Source organism: Mesorhizobium sp. B1-1-1 (genome assembly GCF_006442955.1).
Taxonomy (GTDB): domain Bacteria; phylum Pseudomonadota; class Alphaproteobacteria; order Rhizobiales; family Rhizobiaceae; genus Mesorhizobium.
Window position 1 is genome coordinate 81,365 of the sequence record NZ_VFWW01000002.1, and the last position, 13,374, is coordinate 94,738.

General features: G+C 63.3%; 13 protein-coding genes. 7 read left to right on the forward strand and 6 right to left on the reverse strand.

Going from position 1 to position 13,374, the window contains the following annotated elements:
- The first annotated feature begins 73 nt into the window (after window positions 1-73).
- The 3 genes from FJ986_RS03460 to FJ986_RS03470 are packed head-to-tail and all read left to right on the forward strand — an operon-like array spanning window position 74 to window position 3,301.
- Window positions 74-1,258: an extracellular solute-binding protein gene (locus tag FJ986_RS03460; protein WP_140513467.1), complete on the forward strand. Its 1,185-nt coding sequence runs from the start codon at window positions 74-76 to the stop codon at window positions 1,256-1,258.
- A gap of 7 nt (window positions 1,259-1,265) precedes the next feature.
- Window positions 1,266-2,288, forward strand: coding sequence for a Gfo/Idh/MocA family oxidoreductase (locus tag FJ986_RS03465; protein WP_140525302.1), 1,023 nt, complete (start codon window positions 1,266-1,268; stop codon window positions 2,286-2,288).
- A gap of 17 nt (window positions 2,289-2,305) precedes the next feature.
- Window positions 2,306-3,301, forward strand: coding sequence for a Gfo/Idh/MocA family oxidoreductase (locus FJ986_RS03470; RefSeq protein WP_246674203.1), 996 nt, complete (start codon window positions 2,306-2,308; stop codon window positions 3,299-3,301).
- An 86-nt stretch (window positions 3,302-3,387) separates the two neighbouring features.
- Here FJ986_RS03470 and FJ986_RS03475 read toward each other — a convergent pair whose 3' ends face one another.
- The 6 genes from FJ986_RS03475 to uxaC form a co-directional block, all read right to left on the reverse strand.
- Window positions 3,388-4,233, reverse strand: coding sequence for an ABC transporter permease subunit (locus FJ986_RS03475; protein ID WP_140498468.1), 846 nt, complete (start codon window positions 4,231-4,233; stop codon window positions 3,388-3,390).
- A 1-nt stretch (window position 4,234) separates the two neighbouring features.
- Window positions 4,235-5,131, reverse strand: a complete 897-nt coding sequence (locus FJ986_RS03480; RefSeq protein WP_140525304.1) for a sugar ABC transporter permease — start codon at window positions 5,129-5,131, stop codon at window positions 4,235-4,237.
- Window positions 5,132-5,139: 8 nt separating this feature from the next.
- On the reverse strand, window positions 5,140-6,207 hold the full coding sequence (locus FJ986_RS03485; RefSeq protein ID WP_140673408.1) for an ABC transporter ATP-binding protein: 1,068 nt from the start codon (window positions 6,205-6,207) through the stop codon (window positions 5,140-5,142).
- A gap of 77 nt (window positions 6,208-6,284) precedes the next feature.
- Entirely contained in the window at window positions 6,285-7,460 is a 1,176-nt protein-coding gene (locus tag FJ986_RS03490) for an extracellular solute-binding protein (RefSeq protein ID WP_140673615.1), read from the reverse strand.
- A gap of 158 nt (window positions 7,461-7,618) precedes the next feature.
- Window positions 7,619-7,792 (reverse strand): hypothetical protein, encoded by a 174-nt coding sequence (locus tag FJ986_RS30390; RefSeq protein WP_181167349.1) that lies wholly within the window; start codon window positions 7,790-7,792, stop codon window positions 7,619-7,621.
- Window positions 7,793-7,794: 2 nt separating this feature from the next.
- Window positions 7,795-9,195 (reverse strand): glucuronate isomerase, encoded by a 1,401-nt coding sequence (uxaC, locus tag FJ986_RS03495; protein WP_140673410.1) that lies wholly within the window; start codon window positions 9,193-9,195, stop codon window positions 7,795-7,797.
- A 229-nt stretch (window positions 9,196-9,424) separates the two neighbouring features.
- Between uxaC and FJ986_RS03500 the strand changes: the two genes are divergently transcribed.
- The 4 genes from FJ986_RS03500 (at window position 9,425) to FJ986_RS03515 (ending at window position 13,348) form a co-directional block, all read left to right on the forward strand.
- Complete coding sequence (locus tag FJ986_RS03500; protein ID WP_140561383.1) at window positions 9,425-10,099, forward strand: GntR family transcriptional regulator; 675 nt, start codon at window positions 9,425-9,427, stop codon at window positions 10,097-10,099.
- Window positions 10,100-10,134: 35 nt separating this feature from the next.
- Window positions 10,135-11,319: a mannonate dehydratase gene (gene uxuA, locus FJ986_RS03505; protein ID WP_140561305.1), complete on the forward strand. Its 1,185-nt coding sequence runs from the start codon at window positions 10,135-10,137 to the stop codon at window positions 11,317-11,319.
- 212 nt (window positions 11,320-11,531) lie between these two features.
- Window positions 11,532-12,584, forward strand: coding sequence for a LacI family DNA-binding transcriptional regulator (locus FJ986_RS03510; protein WP_140673412.1), 1,053 nt, complete (start codon window positions 11,532-11,534; stop codon window positions 12,582-12,584).
- A 2-nt stretch (window positions 12,585-12,586) separates the two neighbouring features.
- Window positions 12,587-13,348 (forward strand): glucosamine-6-phosphate deaminase, encoded by a 762-nt coding sequence (locus FJ986_RS03515; protein ID WP_140633040.1) that lies wholly within the window; start codon window positions 12,587-12,589, stop codon window positions 13,346-13,348.
- Window positions 13,349-13,374: the final 26 nt, after the last annotated feature.

Below are 13,374 nucleotides of genomic sequence, written 5' to 3' on the forward strand. Positions count from 1 at the left end.
CATTCGTCTGGGAGAGCCGGGATGAAAGTGCGGAGATGCCGCTCTTTCAAGGAGATAAATGAGGAGGACGACGATGTTCACGATTTCACGCCGCCAGGCGCTTGGCGGATTGGCTGGGTTTGCAGCGCTGCCCTTTGGCAGGTCATTCGCCGACGAGCTTGCTCTGCCCACTTCGCCGGTGGCGCTCAACATCATTGATGTCGCGGGCAATCTGCAGCTTACCCAGGCGGCAATCGAGAAATTCGGCAAGGAAAATCCGGGGCTCGTCTCCAAGATCACGTTCTCGCGCGCGCCGTCCCCCGAACTGCCGGCCAAGCTCGCCGCGCAGCAGGCGGCCAACCGGGTCGACATCGACCTGGTGCTGACGGGTCCGGGTGCCATGTCGGACGGCATCACCCAGGGCCTGTGGATCGACGTGTGGACGAAATACCCCACTGTGCTGCCCAAGGCTGAGGACGTCTATCTCGACAGCGCCTTGATGATGCAGAAGAACTTCGGCCAGAACGAAGGCGTCGCCGTCGTCTATTCGCCATCGGGCCCACTCTTCGAATATGCGCCGGACAGGGTCAAGACCATCCCCAGGAACACCGACGAACTGCTGGCGTGGGTGAAGGCCAATCCCGGCAAATTCTGCTATGCGCGGCCGGTCAATTCGGGACCGGGCTGGACCTTCCTGATGGCCATGCCCTACATCCTCGGCGACAAGAATCCTTCCGATCCCATCAATGGCTGGGAGAAGACCTGGGCCTATCTGAAGGCGCTGGATGAAGGCATCGATTACTATCCCTCCGGCACCACGGTGACGATGAAGGAGCTGGCCGAGGGCACCCGCGACATGATCGTTTCCACCTTCGGCTGGGACATCAACCCGCGTGTGTTGGGCATCGTGCCGAAGGAGATCGAGACGTTTGCGCTCGAAGGCACGCATTGGGTGCCCGATACGCAGTTCATGTGCATTCCCAAGGGCGTCGCGGAGGAAAAGGTCGCGGTTCTGGTCAAGCTCATGGCCTTCATGCTCGAACCCGCGCAGCAGGCCTATACCTACGACAAGGGCTATTTCTATCCCGGTCCGGCGGTCAAGGGGGTACCACTCAGCGCCGCGCCGCAGGAAAGCCAGGACGCCATCGCAGAGTTCGGCCGCCCACAATATGAAGAGCTGATCAGGAAGTTCCCGGTCGAAGCGCCGTTAAAGCCGGAAGCACTGGTCGCCGCCTTCGAGAAATGGGACCGCGAGGTCGGTGCCAACAAGATGAAATAGCGGACCAATGCGATTTGCCGTGATCGGCATCGATCATCGTCACGTCTATGACCTGATCGGTGGGCTTCTGGATGCCGGCGCCGAGTGCGCCGGCTACGATCCCGCGACGACCGATCCCAAGGTTGCCGCCGGCATCGCCGAGCGTTTTCCACGGATCGCGCCGGTCGAACGACGGCGCCTGATCGAGGATCCCGCCATCGACCTCGTCGTTACCGCGGCTGTCCCCTCCGACCGGGCCGCCATTGCCGTCGAGGCCATGTGGCATGGCAAGGACGTGCTTGCGGACAAGCCCGGCCTGACCACGTTCGAGCAGCTTGCCGCCGTGCGGCAGACCGTGCGTGAGACGGGACGCATCTTTTCGATCTGCTTTTCGGAGCGCCTCCTGACCCGAGCCTCGACGCTGGCGACGCAACTGGCGATGGACGGCGCCATCGGCGAGGTCATCCATGTGACGGGCCTGGGGCCGCACCGGCTCAACCGTGCGCTACGCCCGGCGTGGTTTTTCGATCCCGTGAATTACGGCGGCATCCTGGTCGATATCGCCTCGCACCAAATTGATCAGTTCCTGTTCTATACTGGCTGCGCCGACGCGAATGTCGTTTCAAGTGCGGTCGGCCATTTTGGCGCTCCTGACATTCCGGCATTCCAGGATTTCGGCGACATCCTCCTGCGGGGAGACAAAGCGAGCGGCTATATCCGCGTCGACTGGTTCACCGCCGACGGGCTGCCGACCTGGGGGGATGGACGGCTCGTCCTGCTCGGCACCAAGGGCACGATCGAGCTTAGGAAATATGTCGACATAGCCGGCAAACCTGGCACGGACCACGTATTTCTCGTCGATGGCCAAGGCACGCGCCATTTCGATGCGTCGGGTGAAAAGATATCCTATTTCGAGCGCCTGCTTGCCGATGTGCGCGAGCGTACCGAAACGGCGATGACGCAGGAGCATGTCTTCACGGTCTGCCGGCTGGCGCTCGAGGCGCAGGCGGCGGCGGTCGTCGTGACGGGGCAGGAAAGGAACGCGCGATGAGCAGGCTACGTGTCGCCATGATCGGCTTGGGTCCGGCGGCGTTGCCGCATGCGAAGAGCCTCGTCGATCTTGCGGGCAGGATCGAGGTGAAATGGGCGGCCAGCCGCAGCCAGGCGACGGCAGAAGCCTTTGCCGACCAGTTTTCCTTTCCCGTGACGACCGATATTGCGGCCGCGATTGCCGATCCCGAGGTTCAGGCGGTAATGGTGCTGACGCCGGCCAACGCGCATCTGGCGGTGGCCGAGCTGGCCCTTGCCGCCGGCAAGCACGTGCTCGTCGAAAAGCCGCTCGAAACGACGCTGGCGCGCGCCGAGAAGCTGGTCACGCTGGCCCGCGGGGCCGGCCTGCGCCTCGGCGTCGTCCTGCAGCACCGTTTCCGGCCGGCCAGCCTGCGGCTGCGCCAACTGCTGGCTTCCGGCGCCATCGGCACGGTGGAGGCGGCCAGTCTTCGGGTTCCGTGGTGGCGGCCGCAGGCCTACTACGACACCGGCGGCCGCGGCAGCTTCGCGCGGGACGGGGGCGGCGTGCTGTTGTCGCAGGCCATCCACGCCATCGACCTTTTCCGCTCTCTGCTGGGAGAGGTAGAGGTGTTGGCTTCGCAGGTGCGGACGACCGGCCTGCACCGGATGGAGGCTGAGGATTATGTCACCGCCCTGATGCGGCTCGGCAACGGCTCACCGGCCTCGCTGCTCGCCACGACGGCGGCCTATCCGGGCTCGCCTGAAACCATGGAGATTGTCGGCTCGCTCGGCACGGCCACGCTGACCGGCGGGGCGCTGAGCGTCGACTGGCTCGACGGGCGCGAAGAGCGCGTCGAGGCGGAGGGGAAGACAGGCAGCGGCGCAGCCATCATGGACTTCCCCCACGACGCGCATCGTGCGCTGATTGACGATTTCGCCGATGCGATTTCGCAAGACCGCGATCCGGTCGTGACGGGTGAGGAGGCGCTCCAGACACAGCGCCTGATCGCAGCCCTCATCCGTGCGGATCCGGCCAGCAACCAACCCGTATAAGAGCGCTTCCTTCGAACCTCGAACGCTCCAGGATTCCTGGAGAGTGGCTTTCCGCCGCCATCATGCGGCGGAAAGAAAAGCCTGTTTCAGGCGGAGGCGGGCTGCTGCTTTGCCCGCGCTACAATCTGCGTCGGATTGACGAAGCGCAATGCGATCAGCAGCCAGACCAGCGTCGTTATCATATACACCACCGCCATCGCGTCGATCGACTGCACCGCGCGAACGCCCGAGGCGAAGACCGAATAGTACAGCGCCACGACGAGCGTCTGGCTGGTCGGCCCGGCTGTCAGGAAGGTCAGTTCGAACATGCCGATGGTACGCACCAGCACCAGCAGCAGCGCCGCCAAGATGCCCGGCATCAGCATCGGCAGCAGAACATGGAGAAAGAGCTGGAACGTGTTGGCGCCGAAGACACGCGCGGCCGCCTCGATCTTGGGATCGATCTGCTCGATGAAGGGGATCATCACCAGGATGACGAAAGGAACCGTCGGCACGAGATTGGCCAGCACCACGCCCCAGAAGGTGCCACCGACCCCCGATTGGTAGAGCACGGTAGCCAGCGGAATGCCGAAGGTGATCGGCGGGACCAGAAGCGGCAGCAGGAACAGAAGCATGACCAGCTTCTTGCCGGGAAAATCGCGCCGCGCCAGCGCATAGGCCGCCGTCACGCCGAGCAGGCCTGAAAGCGCGACCACGGTGAAGGCGATCTGGAAGGTTACGATCAGGATATCGTGGAGCTGGAATTCCGCCCAGGCGGCGAAATACCAGCGGGTGGTGAAGCCGGCAGGAATCCATGTGCCCAGCCAGCGCGTGCCGAAGGACGACAGGATGACCGTGGCAATCATCGCCGCGAGGTTGAGTACGAAGAAACCCACCACCACCCAGATGGCGGTGATCCAGAGCTTGGCGGCGATGGTTGTGTCGCGGATCATGTCAGCCCTTTCCGCCTGCGGTGCTGCCGCGATAGAACAGGTTGCGCAGCATCAGGATGGCGACGACGATGACCAACTGCACACCGGCCATGATCATCGCGATTGCCGAGGCCATCGAGTAGTCATATTGCTCGAAGGCGGCCTGGTAGGCCGCAATCGAGATCACGCGGGTCGGCCCGGCCGGCGCACCGAGCAGAACCGCCGACGGAAAGACGGCGAAGGCCTGTACGAACGAAAGCAGGAAGGCGATGGCCAGGCCGGGGATCAGCAGCGGCAGGAACACATAGCGGAACCGCTGCCAGGAGCGCGCGCCGTGGGTCGCCGCTGCCTGTTCCAGTGCCGGATCGATGCCTGTCACATAGGAAAGCGTCAACAGGAACGTGAACGGGAAACCGGTGATGATCAGCGACGCGAAAACACCCCAGTAATTGTTGGTGAGTTTCACGGGACTGCTGATGACGCCGAACAACATCAGCGTGCGGCTGAACCAGCCCTGCGGTCCCAGATAGTTGAGCAGGCCTTCCGCCACCAGCACCGTGCCGAGCGTTACCGGCAGCACGAGGATGGTGGTCAGCATACGCTGGTGCGTCATCAGGCGAACGCGAAAGGCGATGGGCAGCGCCAGCGCCAGGCTGATAACGGTGACCGGCACCGCCAGCCACAGCGTTGTGGCAATGGTGTTGTAAAGGAACGGGTCGGAGAAGAAACGCTGGTAGTTGGCGAGGAGCCCCCCTTCCTTCGGCTGGAAGGACAGGAGCAGGCCGTAGACAAAGGGATAGACGAAGATCGCCAGCGTAAACAAGGCGGCCGGAAGCACCAGAAGGGTGACGCCGTCGATCCCGTGCAAGGCCAGCCGCTGGCGCAGAGAAGGAGAGGGCGTATGATCGAGCGTCGACATCGCCATCCTCAGGCCGCGTAGATCAGGGCATGGGCAGAATCGATCGAGAGCGAAACCGTGTTCCCGACCGACGCGGCCTGGCTGGCATGGAAAATCAGCTCGAGGCCGCCCTCGGTGCGTGCCGTGCCGACGAATTCCCGGCCGCGATACTCGATGGTTTCGACCTTCGCATCGAGCGTCCCAATGCCCTTGTCGCTCACGGTGACATCATCCGGCCTGGCGGCGATCACGGCGTGCGCGCCAACCGCGAGATCGTCGCGCACTCTGCCCGAAAGGCTGACGCCGCCGACCTCGACCGTGGCAATGTCGCCGTCGCGCCGGGTGACCTTGCCGGTTAGCCGGTTGCGGTAGCCCATGAATTCGGCGACGTCGAGATGGTCCGGGCTCTCATAGAGGTCCCGCGGAGCGCCGACCTGCCGGATTCGGCCATCGCGCAGCACGACTATGCGGTCGGCAAGCGACAAGGCCTCATCCTGGTCATGCGTCACATAAAGGGTGGTGGCCCCGAGCTGGTTGTGGATGCGCCGGATTTCCGCACGCATCTCGATGCGCAACTTCGCGTCGAGGTTGGAGAGCGGCTCGTCCATCAGCACCAGCGGCGGCTCGATGACGATGGCGCGGGCGATGGCGACCCGCTGCTGCTGACCGCCTGACAGTTGACCCGGCAGCTTGTGGCCCTGCGTTTCCAGCCGCACCAGCCCCAGCGCCTCGTCGACGCGCTGCGTGATCTCGGCCTTGGGCGTGCCGCGCATTTTCAGGCCGAAGCCGATATTGGCTTTGACGGTCATATGCGGGAACAGCGCATAGTTCTGGAAGACCATGCCGAAGCCGCGGTCTTCCGGCTTAAGCTGGTCGATGCGCTTGTCGTCGAGATAGATGCTGCCGCCCGTGGTGGAAAGCAGTCCGGCGATGCAGTTCAGTGCGGTCGACTTGCCGCAGCCCGAAGGTCCGAGCAGGGCGATGAATTCCCCCTTGCGCACGGTCAGCGAAACGTCACTCAGCGCGCTCATACTGCCGAATTTTCGACTCATATGATCGAGGCGGAGTTCGTCGAATTTCGACGAGGCGAGCAGCATCCGTTCGTAGCCCCATTGTTGTAGGCGAACCGGGCGGCATGCCCGGTTCCTATTATGCGCTGAAACTCAAAAGTTTGTCATTTCGCGGCGGCGGCGACCTGTTCGTCCCAGATTCGGAATGCCGTTACCATCGAAGCGGGCTCCAGCGGCAGTTCGATCGGGTTGTTGGCGATCAGGTCGGCATATTCGGTGCGGCCGAATTCGGCGATCGCATTCTGGCTTTCCTGCGGCGCCATGTCGAGGGTGACATCCTTGGCCGCCGGGCCCGGATAGAAATAGCCCTCGTCATAGGTATAGGCCTGCTGTTTAGGCGTCAGCAGGAATGCCATCAGATCCTTGAGCACGGCGAGTTTTTCGTCGCTGACCCCTTTCGGCACGCACATGTAATGGGCGTCGGCGACCCAATGGAAGCCTTTCAGCGCCCCAACCTTGGCTTCCTTCGGCACGACGCCGAGAACGCGCGGGTTGATGTCCCAGCCAGTCGTCGACACCGTCATGTCGCGCGTGCCTTCGCCGAGTTCCTTCATCAGCGCACCGGTGCCGGTCGGATAATATTCGATGTATTTGTGCAGTTCCTTAAGATAGGCCCAGGTCTTGTCCCAGCCCTTGACCGGATCCTTCGGATCGCTGTCGCCGAGCAGATAGGGAAGACCCATCAGGAAGGTGCGGCCGGGGCCGGAATTGGCCGGGCGCGCATAGAGGAACCGGTTCGGGTTCTCCTTGGCCCACGCCAGAAGCTCCTCCGCCGTGGTCGGCACCGTCTTGACCTTGTCGGGCATGTATTCGAGCAGCGGCCCGGACGGGTAGTAGGTGACGACGACGCCGTGGTCCTTGGCCAGCGTCTGCATCCGCGCTGCCGGCTCCTGATAGATATCGGCCAGCTTCGGCAAGGCGCCCGAATCGTCAGGAAGCAGCTTGACCCACAGGTCCATCTCGAGGCCTGCCGACAGCGCATCCGTTCCGGTAAGCACGAGGTCGATATCGACGCGGTTCGCCGCCTGCTGCGCCTTGATCTTGCCGGGAAGCTCGGGGGCGGGCGCCTTGGTGAAGACGATGTTCGAGATCAGTTCCGGCTTGGCCGTCTTGTAATTCTCGATCGCCTTCTGGGTTAGCGCCAGATTGCCGGCGACATCGACGATATTGATGGTGACGGGCGCGGTCGGCAGCTTGGCGGTCTGGGCAAACGCGCGCGCAACCGGAAGCGCCGCCATGCCGGCTAATCCGCCGACCGCCTGTCGCCGAGTGATCTTGATCATCTTCATCTCCTCCGCTGGTCCTGTCTTGTCCGGCAGGATTTCAATTTTGATATATTAATCTACCAGTCATCAAAAACAACCGCTTTCTGCTCCGTGCATGAACCGCTGCGCCAATCATGCCACGGTGGCTGCGGCGCCGTCGTTCAAAAGATCGGTCAATACGGTTCCCAGGCTTGCGAAATGGGCTCGGCCGGGAGATCGGTGCCGAGGACCTGCTTCAGCCGCAGGAAGACGGCGGCCAGTTGGGCAGCCAAGCCGATCTTTGCGGTCCGCGCGCCCGATCCCGGCCGGCAGGTCACCCAGGTCCGATTGGAAAGCCGCTGCGCCATGGTCAGAGCCTATAGGCTTTCTTGGCCAGGCGGTAGGCGAGATCGTGCGCCACTTCCTGCGCCTCGTCCTCGTCGAGCCGGTGGTCAGCCACCAATTCCGCGAGAAAATTGCAGTCGACGCGGCGCGCCATGTCGTGCCGCGCGGGGATCGAACAGAAGGCACGGGTGTCGTCGTTGAAGCCCACCGTGTTATAGAAGCCGGCTGTCTCCGTGGTAAGCTTGCGAAACCGGTACATGCCTTCGGGGCTGTCGAAAAACCACCAGGGCGGGCCGAGGCGCAGCGCCGGATAATGCCCGGCAAGCGGCGCAAGCTCGCGCCCATAGGCCGTCTCGTCCAGTGTGAACAGGATCAATGTCAGGCGCGTGTCGTTGCCGAACGCGTCGAGGAGCGGCTTGAGGTCGTGGACATAATCGGTGCCGGTGGGAATGTCTGCGCCCTTGTCGAAGCCGAACTCGGCGAAAATCTGCGGGTTGTGGTTGCGGAAAGAGCCGGGATGGATTTGCATGACCAGGCCGTCCTCGACGCTCATGCGCGCCATTTCGGTCAGCATTTGCGCGCGGAACAGGTCGGCATGCTCGGGCGAAACATCGGCCTTCAGCACCCGGTTGAACAGAGCCGTTGCTTCCGCCTTCGACAGGTCGGCGGTGCGGGCATTCGGATGGCCGTGGTCGGTGGACGTCGCGCCGCGCTGCTTGAAATATGCACGGCGGATTCGGTGCGCCTCAAGATAGCCGGGATAGCTGGCCGGCGTTCCGGCCAACGCCAGGAACCGCTCCACCTCGGCATGGAAACCCTTGCGCGAAGGGTCGACGACGGCGTCTGGCCGGTAGGCTGGCACAACCCGGCCGTCCCATCCGGAAGCCTTGATCGCATCATGCGCGGCAAGCGCATCGGTGGCGGCGTCCGTCGTTGAGATGGCTTCGATGTTGAAACGCTTGTAGAGCGCGCGCGGGCGCATCTCCGGCCGCTCGAGCTGTTCGGCGATGCGGTCATAAAGAAGGTCGGCATTCTTCGCGCCGAGCCGCTCTTCGATTCCGAAGACCGTTGCCAGCGAATGCTCGAACCACAGCCGCGTCGGCGTGCCGCGGAAAAGGGCGTAGTTCTCGGCGAAGCGGCGCCAGATCTTGCGAGGATCGGTTTCGATCGGCCCCCCATCCAGCCGCGGGACGCCGAAATCTTCCATGCGCATTCCCTGGGAATAGAACATGCGCAAAATGTAGTGGTCGGGCTTGACGAACAGCGTGGCCGGATCCGGGAACGGCAGGTCATACGCATACCAATCCGGCTCGGTATGGCCGTGCGGGGAGATGATCGGCAAGGCACGCACGCCTTCATAGAGGCGCCTGGCGATGGAACGGACGGTAGGGTCAGGCGAAAAAAGCCTGTCGGGATGGAGCGGCATTGCAAAATCCTTGCGGTCGAGCCGCGAAAGCGGCGTTCGGAAGGGAGGGGCGATTGAATGCGCGCGATCATAATTTGGGATGAAGCGGCGTTCCGATATTGGCGAACAGTAAGGAATAATATATTAATATGTCAACTGATTGAAGATCGGGGATTGAGAAATGACATCAGCAAAGGCGCATGCGGGCATTGCGGGCTCCGACCGCGACGCCGCCCCCGTTCGAACGAAGATGCGTCGGCCGGGCATCGTGCGTACGACGGCTGCGTCCGCAGTATACCGCGAACTGCACGAGGCGATCGTATCCATGCAGCTTAAGCCCGGCAACGCCTTGAATGAAAAGGTGCTGACCGAGCGTTTCGGTGTCAGCCGCACGCCGGTGCGCGAGGCGTTGATTCGCCTGGTCGAAGACGGGCTGGTCAATATCTATCCTCAGTCGGGAACCTTCGTCGCGCCGATACCGATCTCGCTCATTCCCGAAGCCGTCGTCATCCGTAAGGCGCTGGAAGGCGCCACGGTCGAAAAGGCCGCGCAATGCGCAAACGGCAACGATGTGGGAAAGCTCGACGACATATTGGCGCGGCAGCGGTTCCTTGCCGAACGACAGGACATGAACGGCTTTCACGAGGCCGACGAGGCCTTTCACGAGGCGATTGCCCGAATAGCCAGCTATTCCGGCATCTGGAACTATCTGAAGCCGGTCAAGGTGCAGATCGACCGGGCGCGACGCATGACGCTGCCCGCGCTCGGCCGCATGGACCATGTGATTGGCGAGCATACGGTCATCCGCAACGCTATAGCGGCGCATGACGTTAAGGCTGCCTGCGAGGCCATGCGAATCCATCTGGGCGCTGTCATTCCCGATGTCGAGCAACTGCGCGACGCCTACCCCGACTGGTTTATTTGAGCCGACCAGCCCTGAAATAGTTGGAGAAATGACGAATGCGCGAGGCATGGAGATGGTTTGGGCCGGATGCGGGGGTTCCGCTCGATGCCGTGCGTCAGGCCGGCGCCACCGATATCGTATCGGCGTTGCACGAAGTCCCGATCGGGCGTGCCTGGACGAAGGCGGAGGTGGCGACGCGCAAGGCGATGATCGAGGATACGCCGTCCGACCGCTCGCCGCTTGTCTGGTCGGTCGTTGAAAGCATACCGGTCCCTGACGCTGTCAAGCGCCACGGCGGCGAGGCGAAAGCCGAGATCGAGGCCTGGATCGCCAGCATGGAAGCGGTTGCGGCCAACGGCATCCATATCATCTGTTTCAATTTCATGCCCCTGGTGGACTGGACCCGCACCGATCTCGATTACGAACTGCCAAGCGGCGCGACCGCGATGCGTTTCGACCAGGACCGGTTTGCAGCCTTCGACCTCCACATCCTGCAGCGCAGGGGAGCCGAAGCCGATTATTCGAACGAGGACCGCGAGCGGGCGAAAGCTGTTTTCGAGGCGATGAGCGAAGAGGAGGCCGCGACCCTCGTCGCCAACATCGCCAGTGCGCTGCCGGGCTCGACCACGGAGCCGTTGACGGTCCCGCAGTTTCGCGACCGGCTGGAGCGTTATGCGGGCATCGATGCCGCCCGGCTGCGCCACCATCTCACCGAATTCCTGGCGGCGATCGCGCCCGCCGCAGAGAGCAGCGGCGTCCGGCTTGCGCTGCATCCGGACGATCCGCCCCGCTCCCTCTTTGGTCTGCCGCGGGTGGCCTCGACCGCCGCCGACTACAACGCGCTCTTCGAGGCAGTTCCGTCGCCGGCCGTCGGCATGTGCTTTTGCACCGGAAGCCTTGGCGTGCGCGCCGACAACGATCTTCCGGCGATGGCGAAGCACTTCGCGTCGCGCATCCCCTTCGCGCATTTGCGGGCGACCAAGCGCGAAGGCGATGGCCGCACCTTCCATGAAGCGGCGCATCTGGACGGCGACGTGGACATGGTTGCGGTACTGCGCGAATTGTTGGCCGAAGACGGCAAACGGGAACCGCACGACACCATCGTCTTCCGCTCCGACCACGGCCACCGCATGCTGGATGATCTCACAAAAACGGTGAATCCGGGCTATCCGGCGATAGGCCGCCTGCGCGGTCTGGCGGAACTGCGCGGCGTGATCCACGCGCTCCAGTCGAAGGGTTGACAGCGCGGCAATGCCTACCGTGATCGGCGCGGCTTCGGTCGGCCTGCGCCGATTCTGCCCTATCCCTGACGTCGATCGGCATTAGGTCGGTTTCCGCCTGTGGAGGACTGCCTCGGGGGACAGTCCGATTATCCGACCTGTTCTAGGCCAATCAATCCTTGACACGACTTCGTGCAAGCGCTTTCATGCAAGCGCTTGCATTAGGGGCGCGCATGCCTGACCGAAGGCGGAACAATTCATCTTCAGCACCGACGCTGAGCGAGGTGGCGGACGCAGCCAACGTCTCTTCGGCTACGGTTTCGCGTGCTTTCAGCCGGCCGGAGCTTCTCAGTCGCGAGACGGTCGCGCGGGTTCACTCGGTCGCCGCAAGACTCGGCTATGTCCCCAACCATGCCGCGCGCGCACTAAGCACCGGCCGGATGGGCAATATCGCGCTGATCGTGCCCGACATCACCAACCCGTTCTTCGCGGCGTTGATGCGTGGGGGGCAGGCGACGGCCCGCGACTGTGGCTATGCGACGTTTATCGGCGATTCTGACGAGACGCCGGAAGTGGAAGACATTCTCCTGACCAAGCTGTCGGCGCAGGTAGAAGGTTTCATCATCGCCTCTTCGCGCCTGCACACGAAACAGATCCTTGAACATGCGCGGAGGCGGCCTTGCGTCCTCGTCAACCGCGACATTCCCGGCATGGTACGGCTTCTGGTCGATAGCGGGCCAAGCTATGGGCAGGCGCTGGAGCATCTGGTTTCGCTGGGCCATAGATCGATCGCCTATGTTTCCGGGCCGGCATTCTCCTGGTCGAACAGCCAGCGCTACGGCACCGTGACCAGGAGGGCCGCCGAGCTTGGGGTTGAGATTGTACGGGTTCCGACCTCGCGGCCAAGCTTCGAGGCCGGCCAGGCCTGCGTCGATGAACTCGTCCTGACGGCCGCGACCGCCGTACTCGCATTCGACGATGTCATGGCGCAAGGCATCATGGCCGGGCTTGCCGCGCGCGGCCTGTCGGTGCCGGGCGACTACAGCGTGATCGGCTGCGACGGCATACTGGCGCCGACCCTTTTCCCGCCCCTGACGTCCATCGCAACCCATTGCGCGGAGGCCGGCAGGCAGGCGGTCGAGCTTCTCGTCGCTATGCTGCAAGGCAAGCCGCTCGCTCACAAGCGCATCAATCTCGTCACCGAATTCGTCATCAGGGCGACAACCCAGGCCCCGTGCTCGCAGCGAGAAACGGCGGGGCTCGATCGACTTACAACCTCGGAGTGATCATGCGAATTTACGTGAAACCGGACAAAAAGCTGCTGGGCGCCGCTGCCGCTGAACTGGGGGCGCAGTCGATCCGCGCCGCGATCGAGGCGCGCGGGGCGGCCAATATCGTCGTCGCCACCGGCGCCAGCCAGTTCGAGGTGCTTGCCGCGCTGGTGAAGCGGGATGACATCGACTGGTCGCGCGTCACCGGCTTTCACCTCGATGAATATGTCGCCATGCCGGATACGCATCCGGCCAGTTTTCGGCGCTATCTCAAGGAGCGCTTCACCGCGCTGCTGCCGTCGCTCGGGGCCTTTCATTTCATCGACGGGGACGTGCCGGATCCAGGTGCCGAGGTGGCGCGCATCAGCGCGTTGATTGCCCGGCACCCTATCGATGTGACCTTCGCGGGCATTGGCGAGAACGGCCACCTCGCCTTCAACGATCCGCCCGCGGACTTCGAGACGACCGCACCGTTCCACCTGGTAACGCTGGACGACCGCTGCCGCCGCCAGCAGTTCGGCGAAGGCTGGTTTCCGACGCTGGAAGACGTTCCGCACAGGGCGATCTCCATGACCGTCAACCAGATCATGAAAAGCGGTCTGATCGTGCTGGCGGTGCCGGACCGCCGCAAGGCCGAGGCGGTGCGCGATACGGTCGAAGCGCCGATCTCGCCGATGGTGCCGGCCGGTATCTTGCGCAGGCATGCCGACTGCCACCTGTTTCTCGATCCGCAATCGGCTGCTCTGCTTCGCGAAGTGCCGGACACCGTGGGCGAATAACCGTCCACGCAACCTAGAAAGGGAGG